The 19,904-nt window shown below is 53.9% G+C and carries 12 protein-coding genes; 4 read left to right on the forward strand and 8 right to left on the reverse strand.

Going from position 1 to position 19,904, the window contains the following annotated elements; genetic code table 11:
• Positions 1-20 precede the first annotated feature (20 nt).
• The 7 genes from mqo to OGX84_RS11220 all read right to left on the reverse strand — a co-directional run bounded on the left by mqo (position 21) and on the right by OGX84_RS11220 (position 9,354).
• A complete protein-coding gene (gene mqo / locus OGX84_RS11190) occupies positions 21-1,682 on the reverse strand; it encodes a malate dehydrogenase (quinone) (RefSeq protein ID WP_112001896.1) in 1,662 nt (553 codons plus the stop codon).
• 244 nt (positions 1,683-1,926) lie between these two features.
• On the reverse strand, positions 1,927-3,363 hold the full coding sequence (mgtE, locus tag OGX84_RS11195; RefSeq protein WP_049009135.1) for a magnesium transporter: 1,437 nt from the start codon (positions 3,361-3,363) through the stop codon (positions 1,927-1,929).
• 179 nt (positions 3,364-3,542) lie between these two features.
• Positions 3,543-5,186, reverse strand: a complete 1,644-nt coding sequence (locus OGX84_RS11200) for a multidrug ABC transporter permease/ATP-binding protein (protein WP_104868425.1) — start codon at positions 5,184-5,186, stop codon at positions 3,543-3,545.
• Between the two features lie 75 nt (positions 5,187-5,261).
• Entirely contained in the window at positions 5,262-5,912 is a 651-nt protein-coding gene (alkB, locus tag OGX84_RS11205; protein WP_112001895.1) for a DNA oxidative demethylase AlkB, read from the reverse strand.
• Positions 5,912-6,976, reverse strand: coding sequence for a bifunctional DNA-binding transcriptional regulator/O6-methylguanine-DNA methyltransferase Ada (ada, locus tag OGX84_RS11210; protein WP_101744033.1), 1,065 nt, complete (start codon positions 6,974-6,976; stop codon positions 5,912-5,914). Before ada ends, alkB begins: the two co-directional genes overlap by 1 nt.
• Positions 6,977-7,055: 79 nt before the next feature.
• Positions 7,056-8,111, reverse strand: coding sequence for an FAD:protein FMN transferase ApbE (gene apbE / locus OGX84_RS11215; RefSeq protein WP_112001894.1), 1,056 nt, complete (start codon positions 8,109-8,111; stop codon positions 7,056-7,058).
• A gap of 115 nt (positions 8,112-8,226) precedes the next feature.
• The gene (locus OGX84_RS11220) at positions 8,227-9,354 is read right to left on the reverse strand and encodes a porin OmpC (protein ID WP_012131537.1); all 1,128 of its coding nucleotides are present in this window, start codon (positions 9,352-9,354) and stop codon (positions 8,227-8,229) included.
• Positions 9,355-10,094: 740 nt separating this feature from the next.
• On the opposite strand from OGX84_RS11220, the gene rcsD reads away from it, so the two are divergent.
• Both rcsD and rcsB read left to right on the forward strand, forming a co-directional pair.
• Positions 10,095-12,764: a phosphotransferase RcsD gene (gene rcsD / locus OGX84_RS11225; RefSeq protein WP_112001893.1), complete on the forward strand. Its 2,670-nt coding sequence runs from the start codon at positions 10,095-10,097 to the stop codon at positions 12,762-12,764.
• Between the two features lie 16 nt (positions 12,765-12,780).
• The gene (rcsB, locus tag OGX84_RS11230) at positions 12,781-13,431 is read left to right on the forward strand and encodes a response regulator transcription factor RcsB (protein WP_001061917.1); all 651 of its coding nucleotides are present in this window, start codon (positions 12,781-12,783) and stop codon (positions 13,429-13,431) included.
• Between the two features lie 93 nt (positions 13,432-13,524).
• Here rcsB and rcsC read toward each other — a convergent pair whose 3' ends face one another.
• Entirely contained in the window at positions 13,525-16,371 is a 2,847-nt protein-coding gene (gene rcsC / locus OGX84_RS11235) for a two-component system sensor histidine kinase RcsC (RefSeq protein WP_200073644.1), read from the reverse strand.
• 168 nt (positions 16,372-16,539) lie between these two features.
• On the opposite strand from rcsC, the gene atoS reads away from it, so the two are divergent.
• Entirely contained in the window at positions 16,540-18,366 is a 1,827-nt protein-coding gene (gene atoS / locus OGX84_RS11240; RefSeq protein ID WP_112001891.1) for a two-component system sensor histidine kinase AtoS, read from the forward strand.
• On the forward strand, positions 18,363-19,748 hold the full coding sequence (gene atoC, locus OGX84_RS11245; RefSeq protein WP_012131530.1) for an acetoacetate metabolism transcriptional regulator AtoC: 1,386 nt from the start codon (positions 18,363-18,365) through the stop codon (positions 19,746-19,748). Before atoS ends, atoC begins: the two co-directional genes overlap by 4 nt.
• Positions 19,749-19,904 lie beyond the last annotated feature (156 nt).

Consider the following 19,904-nt stretch of genomic DNA (forward strand, 5'->3'; position numbering starts at 1 on the left):
CGGCATGCCGCAATACGTTTTTACAGCGCGATATCCGCGACAGCTTTATGCGCCGGCTGCGGTTGAGCCTGCGGCTTAAGCTGCGGTTTTGGCGCTTCGTCCACCACCTGCGGCTTGTCATATTTCAGCCCCAGAACGTCGCTGGTGTATTGCAGCTCTTGTTCCGTGGCCTCAATATTGCCGTTCAGCTTAGTCCCGTAAGACGGAACAATCGTTTTCAGCTTCGCCTGCCATTCCGGGCTGGCCACTTTCTCTTTAAACACTTTTTCCATCAGATGCAGCATGATCGGCGCAGCAGTGGATGCCCCCGGAGACGCGCCCAGCAGCGCGGCAATCGTACCGTCTTTGTCGCTGACCACTTCAGTGCCCAGACGCAGTACGCCGCCCTTGTCTTCATCACGCTTGATGATCTGCACGCGCTGGCCCGCCTGCCACAAACGCCAGTCTTCTTTCTTCGCCTGCGGATAGTACTCTTTCAGCGCTTCAAAGCGTTCATCATCGCTCAGCATCACCTGGCTAATCAGGTATTTCACCAGATCGAAGTTATCCATCCCTACGTTAACCATCGGCATAAAGTTAGAGGTCGTGGTCGAACTCAGCAGATCCCACAGCGAACCGTTTTTCAGGAACTTCGTGGAGAACGTCGCGAACGGCCCAAACAGCACGACGCGTTTGCCATCCAGGATACGGGTATCGATGTGCGGTACGGACATCGGCGGTGCGCCGACCGACGCCTGGCCGTATACCTTCGCCAGGTGGTTGTTAACCACATCCGGGTTCTCTGAAACCAGGAACTGGCCGCCAACCGGGAATCCCGCGTAATCTTTCGCTTCAGGAATGCCCGTCTCCTGCAACAGCTTCAGCGCCGCGCCACCCGCGCCGATAAAGACAAATTTCGCCTTAATCGCATGTTCCGCTTCACCGTTTTTCAGATCGGCGACGGTCACGGTCCAGGAATTATCCGCGTTACGTTTAAATCCACGGACTTCGGTATTCAGTTGCAGCGCAAAGTTCGGTTTTTTCTGCAACGATGCCACCAGCTGACGCGTGATTTCCCCGTAGTTCACGTCAGTACCGATTTCAGTGCGGGTCGCGGCAACCTTCTGTTTCGGGTCGCGACCTTCCATGACCAGCGGCGCCCACTCTTTAATTTGCGCATGATCTTCGGAGTAACGCATACCGCGGAACAGCGTGCTCTGCTGCAACGCGGTATAGCGGGCGCGCAGGAAATTGACGTTATCATCGCCCCAGACAAAGCTCATGTGCGGAACGGTATTGATAAACGAGTGTGGTTCGTGCAGAACGCCGCTCTGTACCTGATGCGCCCAGAACTGGCGGGAAACCTGGAAGGCTTCGTTAATGTCGACTGCCTTTTCGATGCTGACGGAACCATCGGCTTTTTTCGGCGTGTAGTTCAGTTCCATCAGCGCGGAGTGGCCTGTTCCGGCGTTGTTCCAGCCGTTGGAACTCTCCTGTGCAACCCCATCCAGTCGCTCAACCATGGTCATTGACCACTCCGGTTCCAGCTCCTGCAAATAGGTTCCCAACGTGGCGCTCATGATGCCGCCGCCAATCAACAGTACATCCGTTTCCTGCTCTTCAGTCGCTTTCGCTTTTGCCGCCATCGAGACAGCATTCAGCCCCACAGCCATGGTGAAGAGCATGGCAGTCACTTTTTTCATAATGTTAATGCCTTACTTTTAGTATCGTTTTTTTTGCTTTTTGCAGGTGAAAATCGAGCGGCATCAACGTTAACACTTCAGGTAAAAGATTTAAATATTGTTTATAAATTATATTAAGATTTTAAAAACGTTAGTAATACGTTGAATATTTATAAGGTTATTGACAATTAACGGGGCAACAGCATTCCCGCATCGCTAATCGCCATGCTTTCGCTGCTACGGATGATCAGGCGTAATCAGGCGGTTAAAGCAGAAATACCGTCGCCAGCCCCAGAAAAATAAAGAAACCGCCGGTATCGGTAATGGCGGTAATCATCACGCTTGAGCCGACCGCCGGGTCACGCCCGAGCTTTACCATCGTCATCGGGATGATCACGCCCATCAGCGCCGCCACCAGTAAATTCAGCACCATCGCCAGCGTCATAACGCCGCCAAGGGCGATATCGTCGTAGAGCCACCAGGTCACGCCGCCCATGATGCCGCCCCAGACAAGACCGTTGACCAGCGCCACCCCCATTTCACGCAAAATGAGAAAGGTCAGGTTGCCGGGCTGAATATTTTGCAGCGCCAGCGCGCGAACAATCATAGTAATGGTTTGATTCCCGGTATTGCCGCCAATCCCGGCGACAATCGGCATGAGAGAAGCCAGCGCCACCAGTTGCGAGATCGTGTGTTCAAAGCCGTCGATCACCCGGGAGGCGATAAACGCCGTGCACAGGTTTATCGCCAGCCATGCCCAACGGGTTTTTACCGCTTTGGCGACGGGCGCAAAGACATCTTCTTCGGCGCTCAGGCCCCCCATGCGACGCAGATCGGTGTCGGTTTCTTCGTAGACCACATCAACGATCTCATCGATGGTCAGGCGTCCCATCAGTTTGCCGGAAGGATCGATCACGGCGGCGCTGACCAGGTTGTCACGTTCAAAGGTGCGCGCCGCATTCTCAGAGATATCTTCCGGGGCAAAGGTCAGCGGATCGTCATCCATCACGTCGCTGACTTTACGCTGCGCGTCACTGAGCAGAATACGCGTCAGAGACAGCTCGCCGACCAGTATTTTATTCCGGTTCGTTACAAAGAGTTTGTCGGTGTTTTCCGGCATTTTTCCCAGACGGCGTAAATAGCGCTGCACCACCTCCAGCGTCACGTCCGGGCGCACGGTGATGACCTCGAACTCCATGATCGCCCCGACGCGATTCTTCTCGTAGTGCATAACCTGACGGACGCGGGCGCGCTCCTCCGGCGGCAGCGTCGCCAGCAGTCGCCCGGTGAGGTTACGCGGCAGGTGCTGAACGAGATAAATCTGTTCGTCAATGTCGAGGTATTGCAGCGCGTCCAACAGCGCGCGGTCGGTCATTTCATCAATCAGGTCATCCCAGACGTTTTCGGACGCTTCCAGCAGCACTTTGCCGCGTTTTTCATTCTCGACCAGCCGCCATAAGGCATGACGTTCTTCGGAAGGCAGCGCTTCAAGGGTATCCGCCAGGTCCGGCGGCGGCAGGTGAGCCACCAGCGCCCCTACCTCAGCAATATCGTCGGCCAGCGTACCGACATCATATTGCTCAGCCAGGGTGAGCTTGCCTGACAGGGCGGAAATAATCGCTTTATCGGTGGTGAGCAGCCAGATAAGACGCGCACGCTCTTCATCGCGCAGTCTGGCGCTGTTTTTGGTCATTGCGGACATTAATTATAAATCCATGAAATGAGATGCCATTAAGCATGGCGTGAGGTTATATAAATAACAATAAACGGCGCCGCGAATGGACAAAAAATCAGCATCATGCAGGGAATGGCAGGCCCGATAAGCGTCGCGCCATCGGGCAACCAGGCCGGATGCGGCTACGCCTTATCCGGCCTACAGGATCAGGCGGTACGCGCAACCGCATCGCGGGAGGCGGCGTCGCGTTCATCGCCGACCAGCTCACTCAACTGCCCGTTACGCATCTCCAGCAGGCGATCGGCGTGAATAAAGTAATGATCGTCATGACTGATCGCAAAGATGGTTTTGCCCATCTCCTGCATCAGCGGCAGCAGCACCTGATAAAATTCACGGCGGAAATGCGGGTCCTGATCGGCGGCCCATTCATCCAGCAGAATGATGTCACGCTCCTCCGCCAGCGCCAGCAGCAACGCCACGCGCTTTTTCTGCCCTTTCGACAGCTTCAGGTTCAGAATCCGGCCATCGCGCAGCTCCAGCTTGTGCGCCATTTTCAGTTGCTCAAGCCACTTTTCCACCAGTTCCGCTTTGGCCGGTTTGCCTTCCGGCCCCAGCAGTTGATCAAACAGCCAGACATCGGTAAACACAGCGGAAAAGAGTTTCCGGTAGTCCTCAGGACGCTCTGCGGAAAGCGTTTTGCCATCCAGTAAAATTTCGCCTGACTGAGGCTGGTACAGCCCCGTCAGCAGCATCGCCAGCGTCGATTTCCCGCTGCCATTGCCGCCAATCAGAAACAGCAGTTCCCCGCGCTGGATGGTCAGGTTGATCGGCCCGACTGAAAACGCATTATCCTGATAATGGAAAACGACATTGCGTAACTCCAGCGTTTTCCAGTCAGGAAAGGCGTCAGGACGAGGAAATTCCGCTTTAAACGGCGCCAGCGAAAATTTATTCAGCTTGTTGAAAGCCACCTGCGCGGTGAGCAGCGTCGGCAACGCGCCAACCGCAGAGAGCAGCGGCGTGCGCAGGAACAGCAGCGTCAGCGAATAGGTCGCCGCCACGTTGGTATCCGCCCAGCCCAGGCTGTTCGCCATCCAGAACACCAGACCAATCGCGCCCAGCATCATAATGTTTGACCAGTTAACGGCGCTCAGGTGGAACGTATCGGCGCGAATAATATGGTGGCGATACTCTTTCGCATCCGGGATATACGAATGGTTAAAGATATGTTCCGCGCGCTCACGGTTCAGGGTCAGCTCTTTGCGCCCTTCCAGCACCGTCTGAAAATCCTGATACAGCTTATCTTCCGTTTCGCGCAGCGTCGCCATGTGCTTATACACGCGCGCCACCAGCACAAACCCGCCCCAGATGGTGATTGCCATCCAGATTGCCGTCACCAGCAGCATTTTGGTGGATAACATCGCCAGATACGCGGCGGAACCCACCGTCAGGATGATCCCCTGAACCAGCTCCGGCAGGCGCACGAACGCGATCGTGATGTTGCGGATATCACTGGTTAACCCTGCCAGCAGCGAGGCGCTGCCCAGTTGTTCGATGCGCTCAACCTGCGTGTCCAGAATACGTTTGATAAATTCGCTGCGCAGGCGATAGACAAAATGGTGCCCTAACGCGGTTAAGGCCAGTTGGGAGCCCAGCGTCACCGCCATCAGTAAAAGCAGCAGCGCGAGAAATTCCGGCAGCACCATCAGCGTGGTATCCACCGTTTCGATGAGGCGCTGATTGATAAAGGCAATCAGGCCAATCCCCAGCGCAGCGCTGGCGAGGCTGAGCGCCATCACGCTGATAAATGGCCAGCGATACTGCCGCCAGACAAGAAGAAGTAGTTCCATTCATACAACCCGGGCAAGGAATAACAGCCCGCAGTTTAAACATCTCAACGCCGACAGCAATAATAATTCTTATTTTTATTCTTTTTTACCCGCCTGGCGAAACGTCAGGTTGTAACGACAGTCCGCCGTCAGCGGATGAAAGCCCGCTTTAAGCGGTTGTATGCCGTGGTAAAACAGCCGCGATTCACCGCCCCAGACCACCACATCGCCGTGCTCCAGCAAAAGGCGTTTTAACGGATCGTTACGACGCAGGCCGCCAAACTGAAAAATGGCCGGAAGGCCCAAAGAAACCGACACAATCGGCGCGCGCAGATCCGGTTCGTCTTTATCCTGATGCAACGACAACTTTGAGCCGGGCGCATAGCGATTGATAAGACAGGCATCCGGCTGAAAATCAGCATAGCCCGCCGCGATCGCCGCGCGATGACACAGGCTGGTAAAGACCTCAGGCAGCGGCGGCCAGCGCCGCCCGGTTAACGGATCGACGGGAGAATAGAGATATCCGTGTTGATCCGTCGTCCAGCCGAGCTGACCGCAATTTGTCATCGCCACCGACATGGTATAGCCGCCGGGCGTCACCATCTGGCGAAATGGCGACTGCGCGGCGACCACCGCGATGGCCTCAATCAGCGATGGCGCCTCGCGAAAGGCGAAACGGCGCAAGATAACCGCGCCGGACGCCAGCGGCTCTTGCCAGGGTTCAGCATCCGCAAATAAGTCCAGCATCATTTATCCTCATGTCGCGCCTCTCGTTGCAGAAGCTGCGCCTTGCGCGCCACGCCCCAACGATAACCCGATAGCGCGCCGTCGCCGCGCACCACCCGATGGCACGGGATCACAATCGCCAGTTTATTTGCCCCGCAGGCGCTGGCAACGGCACGAACCGCCTTCGGCTTGCCGATTGCGCTGGCTATCTGCTGATAGCTGACGGTTTCCCCACAGGGAATCGTGCGCAGCGCCTGCCAGACCTGCTGCTGGAACGCGGTGCCCTGAATATCTAACGGCAGTGACAGCGGCATATCGCGTGCATTAATACTGGCGATAACCTGGCGCACGCGCTGCTGGAAAGGGCGATCAGCGGGTTCATCCTGCGCGGCGGGAAACAGTTCATGCAGGCTGGCAATAAGCCCGGCATCATCATCGCCCAGCAAAATCGCACAGATTCCTCGCTCGCTCTCCGCAACCAGGCAGCGTCCCAGCGCACAATCCGCGAGGGCATAGCGAACGGGGAGATTATCGCCGCCCTTACGAAACTGCTTCGCCGTCATGCCGAGCGTCTCATCCGCTTTGCGATAGTAACTGCCGCTGTCGGGAAAACCGGCGTTCAGGATCGCCTGCGTTACCGTCTCTCCTTTCGCCAGCGCATCGCGCAGACGGCGGGCGCGCCAGGATTGCTGCCAGGCTTTTGGCGTCATTCCCGTCGTGGCTTTGAACAACCGGTGCAGATGAAATGGGCTCATTGCCACCTGCTGCGCCAGGGCGTCCAGCGTGATGGGGGCATCCTGTTCCAGTAAACGGCAGGCGTGCGTGATTTTATCCAGCTGATGCTGTCGGGCGTTGTCTTTGTCTGGCTGGCAGCGTTTGCAGGGGCGGAATCCTGCGGCCAGCGCCTGCTCCGCACTGGCAAAGAAACGAACGTTTTGCCGCAACGCGTGTTTTGCCCGACAGGACGGTCGGCAAAAGATGCCGGTGGTCTGTACCGCAAAAACAAACTGACCATCGGCGTCAGGATCGCGATCCAGCACCGACTGCCAGCGTGCATCGTCGTTTATGCGTGAGAGATTTTTCATCATGGACTCCTTCATTAAGCATAGTGCTTAGTCTCAGTGTGTCCGTAAGTCAGCGCACGAAAACCCGAAATCTTGCTTTTTAATTTTTATCACTCACGAGGAAGCTTTTGAACTGCGGCGACATCCAGGTTTTAAACCCCTCGCCCTCTTTCATGATCATGTACACCGCCAGCCCTTCCCGGCGCACCACCTCTTTGGCCTTTTCCGTGCCGAGCACCATCAACCCGGTATCCCAGCCGTCCGCTTCCAGCGCCGTCGGGGCGATAACCGTCACGGAGACCAGATTGTGTTCTATGGGACGCCCGGTCTGCGGATCAATGACGTGAGACAGGCGCTTCCCGTCCAGTTCGTAATAGTTACGGTAGCTGCCGGAGGTGCTGATGCCATGCCCGTTAATATCGACAATTGCCTGCACCGCGTTTTCTTGATCGGTCGGTTTTTGGATCGCCACACGCCAGGGTTGCCCCTGCGCATTCATGCCGCGACTGTTCAGGGCGCCGCCGACGGAGACCAGATAGCGGGCAATGCCTTCCTGTTCCATCAAGCGCGCCAGATGATCGGCCGCATACCCTTCCCCCACGGTTGAGAGATCGACGAACAGATCCGGCAGATCTTTTTGCAGATATTGCTGTCGCTCCTGATTGATGACCCGCAGATGTTGCAGCCCGGTCTTTGCTTTTGCGCTGTCAATCTGCGGCTGTGTGGGAACATGTAGCGGCTGTTGCTCCGGGCCGAACCCCCACAGATTCACCAGCGGCCCCACGGTAATATCCATCGCGCCATCGGTTTTCGCGCCAATGCGCAGCGCCGAGGTAATGATATCGGCCATTGCTTCGCTAACTGGCCAGGGAGAAAGACTTTGCGAATGGTTGAAGCGCATCAGCGCCGAGTCATTTTTGTACGTGGACAACAGCTGATCGTCGGCATCAAGCTGCGTCTGAATTCTGTTACGTAATTCCTCAGCACGGCTGGCGTCCACATCCACCACGCTGACCCGCCAGAAAGTGCCCATCGTTTTCCCTTCCAGTACGGTTGCAGCGGGTGACGCTGTATCAGCCGGTTTTGGGGCATCATCGCACCCCACAAAAAAGATCGTCGCGGCCAGCAGCGCTGCCCGACAAAAGGTCATTTCCATACGTGATTATCCTCATGCGAACGCGCGCAAGAGTACACCAAAAATCGCTATTTGTACGCCGTAAAAAACGCATTAAAAAAGGGCCCGCAGGCCCTTTAGTTGACATTGTCCGCAATCAGAACTGGTAAACCAGGCCCAGAGCAACGATGTCATCAGTGCTGATACCCGCGTTACGGGTAAAGGTGTTGTCATCCAGCAGGTTGATTTTGTAATCAACGTAGGTAGACATGTTTTTGTTGAAGTAGTAGGTCGCGCCAACATCAACGTATTTCAGGATATCCTGATCGCCGTAGTTGGTGGTGCCGTTGGAGATGTCCTTACCTTTAGATTGCAGGTAAGCCACGGACGGACGCAGACCGAAGTCGAACTGGTACTGTGCAACCACTTCGAAGTTTTGCGCTTTATCAGCGAAGCCATAAGAGTCGCTACGGCTGTTCTGGGAAGAACCAAAGCGGGTTGCGTTGTAAGTCTGAGAGTACTGCGCTGCCAGGTAAACGTTGTTAGCGTCGTATTTCAGACCACCGGTATAAACAGTCGCACGATCGCCGCTGCCGTATACGCCAGCCGAATTCTGGTCAGCAGTACGTTTGGAAGAGGTGATTGCACCACCAACGCTGAAGCCTTCGCCGATATCATAGGTCAGAGATCCGCCGAAGCCGTCGCCGTTCTGTTTCAGCAGGCTACGACCATCCGCAACGTCGTTTTCACCGCTGGCGCTGCCGTTTTTACCCTGATACTGCAACGCAAAATTCAGACCTTCAACCAGACCGAAGAAGTCAGTATTACGGTAGGTTGCCAGGCCGTTAGCACGCTGCTGCATGAAGTTATCCGCGCCGTAGGTGTCGCCGCCGAATTCCGGCAGAACGTCGGTCCAGGCCGTTACATCGTAGATTACGCCGTAGTTACGACCGTAGTCGAAGGAACCTGCATCGCCAAATTTCACACCAGCAAACGCCACACGGGTCCAGGAGTTGTTAGTGGTTTCAGCGTCGTTACCCTGAATCTGATATTCCCACTGACCGTAGCCGGTGATCTGATCGTTAACCTGGGTTTCGCCTTTGAAGCCGAGACGCATATAGGTCTGATCGCCGTCGTTGCCATCGTCATCAGAGAAATAGTGCAGACCGTCGACTTTACCGAACAGGTCCAATTTGTTGCCGTCTTTGTTATAAACTTCAGCCGCATTTGCTGCGCCTGCTACCAGCAGAGCCGGTACCAGGAGGGACAGTACTTTAACTTTCATGTTATTAACCCTCTGTTATATGCCTTTATTTGCTTTTTTATTGCCACTGCATACTGATTAACCCTCTTAACCAGTCGGCAATTTCATTCTCCGCAAAAATGCAGAATAATCCAACACGGATATGATACTAAAATCTTTAAAATGTTTCATTTATCGCCATAGGTGTTTCAAATTATTAATGGCATGGAACTTTTTTAAAAGCAAAAAATGGGACAAATAAGCACGAATCATCAAAACATATTTATTTTTCATTATAATTCAATGCATTATATTCATGAAAATCATAGCACTGAATGATAAAACAAAATCTTCACTCGCAACTAAAATAGTCAGCGCTATCATCATTAACTTTATTTATTACCGTCATTCATTTCTGAATGTCTGTTTACCCCTATTTCAACCGGATGCCTCGCATTCGGTTTTTTTTTACCCTTCTTTACACAAATTTTATCTTCTTGTGCTACCGGATTTAAATAATCACAACGGTTTACTACCCCCCTCGTGATAATCACCAGTCATGCCAACAAATAATTTCTTGTTATTTAGTGCTAAATTTTATTTCATTGTGTTTATATTTATACATCTGCGCCAACGCTGTACACGTTTTGCTTAGGGAAACGCCTTCACGGCTCGGGCGGAAAAATGCAGTGTGTCTGATGAGCGAGAGTATGGAAATTCACACAGTACCCTTTATACTGCCCTTTCCTCTTTAGCGTTGTTTTAACAGGTCATAAACACGAATGAGTCAGTCTGATACAACGGTTTCTACCCGATTCTCCCTTCTGCCGGGAAGCATTACCCGTTTCTTCTTATTACTGATCATTGTGTTACTTGTAACGATGGGCGTGATGGTGCAAAGCGCGGTCAACGCCTGGCTGAAAGACAAGAGCTATCAGATTGTCGATATCACCCATGCTATTCATAAGCGCGTAGACACCTGGCGCTACGTGACCTGGCAAATCTATGACAACATTGCCGCAACGGCTAGCCCATCCACGAGCGAGGGCTTGCAGGAAACGCGTCTGAAACAAGACGTCTACTACCTTGAAAAACCGCGCCGTAAGACCGAAGCGCTTATTTTTGGCTCGCATGACAGCTCAACGCTGGAAATGACCCAGCGGATTTCCACCTATCTTGATACGCTGTGGGGCGCGGAGAACGTGCCCTGGTCGATGTATTATCTGAACGGGCAGGACAACAGCCTGATTCTCATCTCCACCCTGCCGCTCAAGGATCTCTCCTCCGGCTTTAAAGAGTCTGCGATTGGCAATATTGTCGATTCCCGTCGGGCGGAGATGCTGCAACAGGCGAATGCGCTGGATGAACGCGAAAGCTTCTCTTCGTTACGTCGTCTGGCGTGGCAAAACGGCCATTACTTTACGCTGCGCACCACTTTTAATCAGCCGGGGCATCTGGCAACGGTTGTGGCGTTCGATTTGCCGATCAACGACCTGATCCCGCCGGGAATGCCGCTGGACAGCTTCCGCCTGGAACCCGACTCCTCAACCACGACGGTACGTAATACGGAGAAAGAGTCTCCAGACAGCGTCAGCATCAGCTTCAACAGCGCCAAAATTGAGATTTCTTCCGCGCTGAACTCAACCGATATGCGGCTGGTCTGGCAGGTTCCTTTCGGCACGCTATTGCTTGATACGCTGCAAAATATCCTGCTGCCGTTACTGTTGAATATCGGCCTGCTTGCGCTGGCGCTGTTTGGCTACACCACCTTCCGCCACCAGCCTGGCCGTTCAACGGAAGTGGCGACAAGCAATACCGCAAATAATGAACTGCGTATTCTGCGCGCGATTAATGAAGAGATCGTTTCCCTGCTGCCGCTGGGGCTGCTGGTGCATGACCAGGAGGCCAATCGCACCGTCATCAGCAATAAAATCGCCGACCATTTGCTGCCGCATTTAAATCTGCAAAACATCACCAGCATGGCAGAGCAGCATCAGGGCATCATTCAGGCGACGATCAATAACGAGCTGTATGAAATTCGCCTGTTCCGCAGCCAGGTCGCCCCTCGCACGCAGATCTTTATTATTCGCGATCAGGACCGGGAAGTGCTGGTGAACAAAAAGCTCAGGCAGGCGCAGCGTCTGTATGAGAAAAACCAGCAGGGCCGCGCCGCGTTTATGCAAAATATTGGCAATGCCCTGAAAGAACCCGTGCGGATACTGGCGATCAACGCCGCTGCCGCAGACACGCCGGAAAGCCAGAAGCTGGCGAACCAGGCGGATGTTCTGGTGCGTATGATAGATGAAATTCAGTTGGCGAATATTCTGGAGAATGATACCTGGAAAAGCGAGCCGACGCTGTTCTCCATTCAGGATCTGATTGACGAAGTGGTGCCGGACGTTCTGCCTGCGATTAAGCGCAAGGGTCTGCAACTGCTGATCAAAAACCACCTTAGCGCCAACGATGAACGCCGTGGCGACCGTGACGCCCTACGCCGCATTCTGCTGTTGCTGATCCAGTACGCGGTCACAACCACGCAGATTGGGAAAATCACGCTGGAAGTCGATCAGGATGAGTCGGCTGAAGAACGCCTGACCTTCCGCATTCTGGATACCGGCGAAGGCGTGACGCTCAATGAGATCGACAATCTCCATTTCCCGTATATCAATGAAACGCAAAGCGACCGCTACGGGAAAGCGAATCCGTTAACCTTCTGGTTGTGCGATCAGCTGGCGCGTAAGCTCGGCGGGCATCTGAATATTAAAGCACGCGATGCGCTGGGGACGCGCTATACCGTACATGTTAAAATGACCCCGCATGACCAACATGTAAATGATGAAGAGCGCTTGCTGGATGACGTTTGCGTAATGGTTGACGTCACCTCTAATGACGTGCGCAATATTGTGTTGCGTCAACTGGAAAACTGGGGAGCCACCTGCATCACGCCGGATGATCGGCAAATAAGTCAAGAATATGATCTCTTTTTAACTGATAATCCGTCTAATCTTACTGCCTCCGGCTTGCTTTTAAGCGATGATGAGTCAGGCGTGCGGAAAATGGGTCCTGGCCAACTGCGCGTCAACTTTAATATGAGCAACGCTATGCAGGAAGCTGTACTACAACTGATAGAAGAGCAACTGGCGCAGGAAGAGATTCCAGAGTCGCCCCTCGGCGGAGATGAAAACGCCGAACTTCATGCCAGCGGTTATTACGCACTCTTTGTAGACACAGTACCGGATGATGTTAAGAGGTTGTATACTGAGGCAGCGACCAGTGATTTCACTGCGCTGGCGCAGACAGCCCACCGCCTGAAAGGCGTGTTTGCTATGCTTAATCTGGTACCCGGCAAGCAGTTATGTGAAACGCTGGAACATCTTATTCGTGAGAAAGATGCTCCAGGTATAGAAAAATACATCAGCGACATTGACAGCTACGTCAAGAGCTTGCTGTAGCAAGGTAGCCCAATACATGAACAATATGAACGTAATTATTGCCGATGACCATCCGATTGTACTGTTCGGTATTCGCAAATCACTTGAACAAATCGAGTGGGTGAATGTTGTCGGCGAGTTTGAAGATTCCACAGCACTGATCAACAACCTGCCTAAATTAGATGCGCATGTGTTGATTACCGACCTCTCCATGCCGGGAGATAAATACGGTGACGGGATTACCCTCATCAAATACATTAAACGTCATTTCCCGAGCCTGTCGATCATCGTTCTGACGATGAACAACAACCCGGCAATTCTGAGCGCGGTGCTGGATCTCGACATTGAGGGGATTGTGCTGAAACAAGGCGCGCCGACTGACTTGCCTAAAGCGCTGGCCGCGCTGCAAAAGGGCAAGAAGTTTACCCCGGAAAGCGTCTCCCGCCTGCTGGAGAAAATCAGCGCGGGCGGTTATGGCGACAAACGTCTGTCCCCGAAAGAGAGTGAAGTCCTGCGTCTGTTCGCAGAAGGTTTCCTGGTGACGGAAATCGCCAAGAAACTGAACCGCAGCATTAAGACCATCAGTAGCCAGAAAAAATCGGCGATGATGAAGCTGGGCGTCGAAAACGATATCGCGCTGCTGAATTACCTCTCTTCCGTCACGCTGAGCCCGGCGGACAAAGACTGATCAAACGTCAGGTGCCTGATGGCGTTGCGCTTATCAGGCCGACGTTGATGCCCGCAGTAGGCCGGAGAAGGCGAAATCGCCATCCGGCCTTTTTTATGCCCGCGTCTTTCTCACTCGCTCCGCATACACCGCCAGCGTCTGCTTAAGCACATCTAACGTCACCGGCTTGGACAGGCAGCTATCCATACCGGACTCCAGACAACGCTGTTTCTCTTCCGCCAGCGCGTTAGCCGTGACGCCGACCACCGGCAACGTCAACCCCAGCTGGCGAATACGCTGCGTCAGGCGGTAGCCGTCCATATTCGGCATGTTGACGTCGCTCAGCACGATATCAATATGGTTTTTACTCAGCACGTTCAACGCATCGACACCATCATTCGCGGTCTTGCATTGATACCCCAGCGATCCCAACTGATCGGCCAGCAAACGACGGTTGATCGGATGATCGTCCACCACGAGAATCATCATGTCGTCATTCGTCGCGTCGGTTTTATCCGGCGCAGGCAGCGCCGTTGCAAGCGCGTCGTTATCAAGCTCAATACTGTAAATCCGCGCCAGCAGCGCAGGCAATTCATGCGGCGACGCCACGCTGTGTACCCACTCGCCCGGCGCTCTTTCCTGCGGAATACCAATATGGCGGCGGCTGAAAACAACCGCCGCACGCCCCTGCCATGCCAGCTCCAGCACATCGTCCGTAATCAGAATATCCTCTGGCGCCGGTTTTTGCCCTTCGTAACGAAGCACATCGACACCGCTTCGCGCCAGGCTGGACTCAATAAAATGACACAGCGACGCGTTGCGTACCGCCAGCCAGCAACGCGTTTGAGCCAGCCCTTCGACGCCTTTTTTCTGCGGGTACTGCGCGCCATAAAGTGGAATGCGTAACGTAAACTGGCTGCCCATCCCGGGCTCTGAATCGACGGAGATATCCCCATCCATCATGCTGATCAGTTTTTCACAAATCGCCAGCCCCAGGCCGGTTCCCTGGAAATTACGCTGCACGCCGGTTCCCACCTGGAAGAAAGGATCGAACAAACGCACAACCTCTTTCGCCGGAATCCCCACGCCGGTATCGCGTACCTGAATACTGAGATAATCGCCATCACACTGCACATGCAGCACAATACAACCGGTATCGGTAAATTTGATGGCGTTACTCAGCAGGTTAGAAATCACCTGTTGCAGACGCATCGGGTCGCCGTTCAGCGCAACCGGTACATCCGGTTCAATAAAGCAGTACAGGCCAAGCTGTTTTCTCACCACCAGCGGTAAATAGTTGGCCGTAATATGGTTCATCACCTCACGCGGCGAGAACTCACGTGGTTCAATCTTCAACTGCTCGGATTCGATTTTTGAGAAGTCGAGAATATCGCTGATGATTTTCAGCAGCAGGCTGGAGGAGTTGTTCATCGCCGTAACCAGCCTGTCGACCCCCTTCGGCAGCGCTTTGGTTTGCAGCAGATCGAGGTTACCGATAATCCCGTACAGCGGCGTGCGCAGTTCGTGGCTCACGGTCGCAAGGAACATTGATTTGGACTGGCTCGCCTGCTCCGCCGCCTGCGCCATCTCCTGCAACGACTCTTCCATTTTGACGCGCGCGCTCACATCCACCAGCACGCAAATCGCCACGTTTTCATTACGATAGCGCGAATGGACAAAGCTGATTTGCAGATTGGTATTGTTGCTGGTCAACACATCGACGAAGTTAACCTGCTGACCACAGATAATTTGCGTCAGCCTTTGCCGGTCCTCATGGGTGAGCATATTGAGGTAGGTATGCGCCAGTTCATTACTGAGAATATTAACCCCGTCAATGGTACGCAGGATGCAGATCCCCACCGGCGCGGAAGCGACGATTTTCCGGTTAAACTGCTCATGCTCTTCCAGCCGCTGAGCATCGCTTTCCGCCGGAATAAAGATACGCCGTTCATACATGCGCGCTAGCGTGAACAAGGCGGCGCCCACCAGCACATTCAGCAGAATAGCATTCAGAATCAGCATTCGAATATGCTCCAGCACCAGATCGACCGGTACGGAGTAGACAATGCTGAGCGACGATGGCGGCAGGCTTTTCTTCAGAACCAGATCACGGAACCCTGGCGTGTAGCCAAACCAGGAGCGCTCCTGCATCCAGCGGGGTTCCGGCCTGATGTTGCTTTCCGGCCCGGTCAGCGAAATCAGCGGATGACCATTTTCATCGAGGATCGTCACCCCCATAGGCAAACTTCCCGGCGTGAAAAAGTTCTCCATCCGAATGGACTGCTCGACGCCCAGCAGCGCCTGCAAGCGGTTGGCCAGATAAACCGGCGTCAGGGCATAAAAATAGCCGATGCCGGGGCGCGGCCCCTGGCTAATCCAGAAAAGGTTATTCCCGCTCTCTTCCTGCGGGGCATTGCGGTACTTAACAATGCGCTCATGCAGCGTTTTCAGCGCATTATCACGTTCGACCGGCATATCGCGCAGGCCGAAATTCGCCATACAGAGATTGTCGCTGCCAATCAGGAAAACACGATTCAGATCGTAGGCCGCAGAAAAATTGTCGCGCCAGTAGCGCATAAACCAGGCCAGCGACTCCAGCGACCCGCGCCAGGCATTCCCCATCGCCGCACAGTCGGAGTCGGCAAACAGCGGCTCAAAATTGGGCACCACGGTTTTATCGTCGCGCGCCCGGCTGGACATCACGCCGTTTTCCGCCGTTAAGCGATTCTCGGCAATGTATTTGAGTTCTTTCATTACGTCAGACGTGCGCTGAATATAGCGCTGCGCCTGGTCGGAACTGAGATTGAATTCCTGACGGATTTCAGACTCTCTCTGATGCAACGCATTGACGATGTAAAACACCGAAGCAAAAGCGATCAGCAGCCAGATCAGTAACGCCAACGCTCTGAACAGGTAGCGCGAAACTTTCAGGGTTGTACGAAAGGAAGCAAGGTATTTCAAAGGGGCGAAGCTCCGCCTCAGGCGATAAATAGAGTGTGGTTAAGGTAGCGGTAAATGCCCGGCGTCGCAATGCCCTCTCTTTGCGGGAATATGATATACCGCTGAGAAACCTGCGCCTCAACCCCCGATAATTGGCGTTTGCCTGATAAAGACCACACGGATGTCAGCATGCGCTACCTGAGACGGCTTTACCCGCGACGCTTACGCAATCAAATGATACTGATGGCTATCCTGATGGTCATCGTGCCGACGCTCTCTATTGGTTATATCGTAGAAACCGAAGGTCGATCAGCGGTCTTATCTGAAAAAGAGAAAAAATTATCGGCTGTCGTGCATCTGCTTGATGAAGCGCTGGGCGACAGCTTCACCCAGCAGGAAAATCTGCCGCGCGATGAGCGTATCCGCGCGCTGAATGCGCAGTTATCACCGGTCACTGAACGTATCACTCGCGCGTTTCCGGGAATTGGCGCGGGCTATTACAATAAGGCGCTGGACGCCATTATCACCTACGCCCCTTCGGCACTGTATCAAAACAACGTCGGGGTCACTATCGCTCCCGACCATCCTGGCCGGGAGGTCATGAGTACCAACGCCCCGGTGGTATTTTCAGGCCGGCAGGTGCGCGGCGATATCCTCAACTCAATGATTCCGATAGCGCGGCATGGCGAGGTCATTGGTTATATCTGGGCGAATGAGTTGACCGAAGATATTCGCCGACAGGCCTGGAAAATGGATGTTCGTATTATTGCCGTTCTGGCGGCGGGGCTTATCAGCAGCCTGTTACTGATCATTCTCTTCTCACGCCGCCTGAGCGCCAATATCGATATCATTACTGAAGGCTTGCCTACTCTTGCGCAGAAAACGCCGGCCCAGTTACCCGATCTCCCCGGTGAACTGGGGCAAATCAGCCGCAGCGTCAACGCTCTGGCGCAGACACTGCGGGAAACCAAGACGCTGAACGATCTGATTATTGAGAACGCCGCCGATGGGGTTATCGCGATCGACAGACAAGGTAATGTCACCACGATGAATCCTGCCGCAGAGACCATCACGGGTTATACGCTGCATGAACTGGCCGGGCGCCCCTACTCAACGCTGTTCGCCGATCCTCATTTTTCCAGCCCTGTGCTTGACACTCTGGAGAACGGCACCGAACATCTGGCTCAGGAAGTCAGCTTCCCCGCGCGTGACCGGACAATTGAACTCAGCGTCACCACCAGTCGCATTCATAACGCTGACGGTGAGTTGATTGGCGCGCTGGTGATGTTTTCCGATTTAACCGCCCGTAAAGATGCGCAGCGCCGTCTGGCGCAAACGGAGAGACTCGCCACGCTGGGTGAACTGATGGCAGGCGTGGCGCATGAAGTGCGCAACCCGCTCACCGCCATCCGGGGTTATGTGCAGATTATTCGCCAGCAAATCAATCTGCCTGTACATCAGGAATATCTGTCCGTTGTACTGAAAGAAATTGATTCTATTAATAAAGTCATCCAGCAACTGCTGGACTTCTCCCGACCGCGACAAAGTCAGTGGCAGCAGGTATCCATTAATACGCTGATCGAGGAGGCGTTGATCCTGGTGCAGACTTCCGGGGTGCAGGCGCGAATTAACTTCAATACGGAATTCAACGCCGCATTGCCCACGATCGTCGCCGATCGCGAACTGCTCAAACAGGTGCTCCTGAACATGCTTATCAACGCGGTGCAGGCGATAGGCGCGCGCGGCGAAATTCGTATCCGAACCTGGCGCTACACGACCACGCATCTGGCGATCGCCATTGAAGATAATGGCTGCGGTATTGACGTCGCTTTGCAGAAAAAAATCTTTGATCCGTTCTTCACCACCAAAGCGTCAGGAACCGGCCTCGGGCTGGCGTTAAGTCAGCGCATCATCAATGCGCATCAGGGCGACATATACGTTACCAGTATGCCCGGATGCGGCGCGACCTTTACCCTTATTTTACCGATTAACCCGCAGGAAACCTCGTCAGAATGAAAACTCGCTACCGTATTCTCATCGTTGATGACGAAGATAATGTTCGCCGTATGCTCGCCACCGCGTTTTCGCTGCAAGGCCATGAAACCCAGTGCGCCAGTAACGGTCAGACAGCGCTGCAACATTTTGCCGACGCGCCGCCCGACGTGGTGCTGATGGACATCCGCATGCCGGAGATGAACGGCATTGAAGCGCTGAAAGTGATGCGCGCACAGCATCCACGGGTTCCCATTATTCTGATGACAGCCTACGCTGAAGTGGAAACCGCCGTAGAAGCACTGCGCAGCGGCGCATTTGATTATGTGATTAAACCGTTCGACCTCGATGAACTGAACTTATTGATTCAGCGGGCCTTGCAGCTCCAGGCCATGAAGCAGGAGATCCGCAGCCTGCATCAGGCGCTGAGTACCAGCTGGCAATGGGGACATATTCTGACCAACAGTCCGGGGATGATGGATATCTGCAAAGATACCGCAAAAATCGCGCTTTCCCAGGCCAACGTGCTCATTAGCGGCGAAAGCGGCACTGGAAAAGAGTTGATCGCCCGCGCCATTCACTATAACTCACGCCGGGCAAACGGCCCCTTCATCAAGATTAACTGTGCGGCGCTGCCGGAATCACTGCTGGAAAGCGAACTGTTCGGCCACGAAAAAGGGGCGTTTACCGGCGCACAAACGCGACGTCAGGGGCTGTTTGAGCGCGCTCATCAGGGAACGCTGCTGCTGGACGAAATAGGCGAAATGCCGCTGGTGTTACAGGCTAAGCTGCTGCGAATCCTCCAGGAGAGGGAGTTTGAACGCATTGGCGGGCATCAAACCATTCAGGTTGATATCCGCATTGTCGCCGCCACCAACCGGAATTTGCAGGAAATGGTGAAAGAAGGCACCTTCCGTGAAGATCTGTTTTATCGGCTAAATGTGATTCATCTGACGCTTCCTCCTTTGCGTGAGCGGCGGGAAGATATCCCCCTGTTGGCCAACCACTTTTTGCAGAAATTCAGCTCAGAAAACCAGCGGGATATTATTGAAATCGACCCTTCCGCTATGTCACTTCTCACCGCCTGGCCGTGGCCCGGTAATATCCGCGAATTATCCAATGTGATTGAGCGCGCGGTGGTAATGAACACCGGGGCGGTGATTTTTGCCGAAGACCTCCCTACCCAGTTCCGCCAGTCGGTGAGTCACGCCAGCGGAATAAAACCAGCCCAACCCGGTGAACGGAACCTGAAAGAAGAGATTAAACGCGAAGAACGCCGAATCATTATGGAAGTTCTGGAGCAGCAGGAGGGAAACCGCACGCGCACCGCGTTAATGCTGGGCATCAGCCGACGCGCGTTGATGTACAAATTACAGGAGTACGGCATCGATCCGGCAGGCCTCTGATACCAGAAGTTGCTATGCAGAATTTTGCGCACTGTGCAAAATTCTGCATAGCGCCTCACGCCCTCTCATCCCCCTTCCGTGAAAATTAATTTTTATATTCATCAGGTTAAGCCTTCTCTTTTCGGTTTATCAATCCTGGCATCCCGCTTGCTATTC

The sequence above is a fragment of the Citrobacter sp. CK202 genome, assembly GCF_030333225.1.
Classification (GTDB): Bacteria; Pseudomonadota; Gammaproteobacteria; order Enterobacterales; family Enterobacteriaceae; genus Citrobacter_B; species Citrobacter_B koseri.

Excerpts from the sequence above, each read along its gene's own strand:
- ada (WP_101744033.1), bottom strand. The coding sequence starts at position 6,976 with ATGAAAAATCTCTCACGCATAAACGACGATGCACGCTGGCAGTCGGTG.
- atoS (WP_112001891.1), top strand. The coding sequence starts at position 16,540 with ATGCGCTACCTGAGACGGCTTTACCCGCGACGCTTACGCAATCAAATG.
- atoC (WP_012131530.1), top strand. The coding sequence starts at position 18,363 with ATGAAAACTCGCTACCGTATTCTCATCGTTGATGACGAAGATAATGTT.
- OGX84_RS11220 (WP_012131537.1), bottom strand. The coding sequence starts at position 9,354 with ATGAAAGTTAAAGTACTGTCCCTCCTGGTACCGGCTCTGCTGGTAGCA.
- alkB (WP_112001895.1), bottom strand. The coding sequence starts at position 5,912 with ATGCTGGACTTATTTGCGGATGCTGAACCCTGGCAAGAGCCGCTGGCG.
- rcsB (WP_001061917.1), top strand. The coding sequence starts at position 12,781 with ATGAACAATATGAACGTAATTATTGCCGATGACCATCCGATTGTACTG.
- mgtE (WP_049009135.1), bottom strand. The coding sequence starts at position 3,363 with ATGTCCGCAATGACCAAAAACAGCGCCAGACTGCGCGATGAAGAGCGT.
- apbE (WP_112001894.1), bottom strand. The coding sequence starts at position 8,111 with ATGGAAATGACCTTTTGTCGGGCAGCGCTGCTGGCCGCGACGATCTTT.
- rcsD (WP_112001893.1), top strand. The coding sequence starts at position 10,095 with ATGAGTCAGTCTGATACAACGGTTTCTACCCGATTCTCCCTTCTGCCG.
- OGX84_RS11200 (WP_104868425.1), bottom strand. The coding sequence starts at position 5,186 with ATGGAACTACTTCTTCTTGTCTGGCGGCAGTATCGCTGGCCATTTATC.
- mqo (WP_112001896.1), bottom strand. The coding sequence starts at position 1,682 with ATGAAAAAAGTGACTGCCATGCTCTTCACCATGGCTGTGGGGCTGAAT.